The sequence below is a fragment of the Erwinia sp. ErVv1 genome (genome assembly GCF_900068895.1).
Classification (GTDB): domain Bacteria; phylum Pseudomonadota; class Gammaproteobacteria; order Enterobacterales; family Enterobacteriaceae; genus Erwinia.
This window is the reverse complement of the sequence record NZ_CDPK01000003.1, coordinates 131,179-131,398: the sequence shown is the minus strand read 5'-3', so window position 1 is coordinate 131,398 and position 220 is coordinate 131,179.

Sequence of the window (220 nt, the reverse complement as noted above, 5' to 3'; positions counted from 1 at the left end):
TGCACCACCCGTAAGCGACGGCACCAGGCCTTCAGCCAGCCAGCCGCCGTTCGTGGGTGACATCCCGGATCCTGGCCATATCGGTCACTGCCCGCAAACGGTATCCACGACCTTTACAGCTTCATGCATAACCCACAGGCTACGGCCCTAAGCGTTTGGCGCGGAGGTTGTCTGATTGCAGAGTTCTCTCCGCTTTCAAACCTGCCTGGGATTGCCTGTC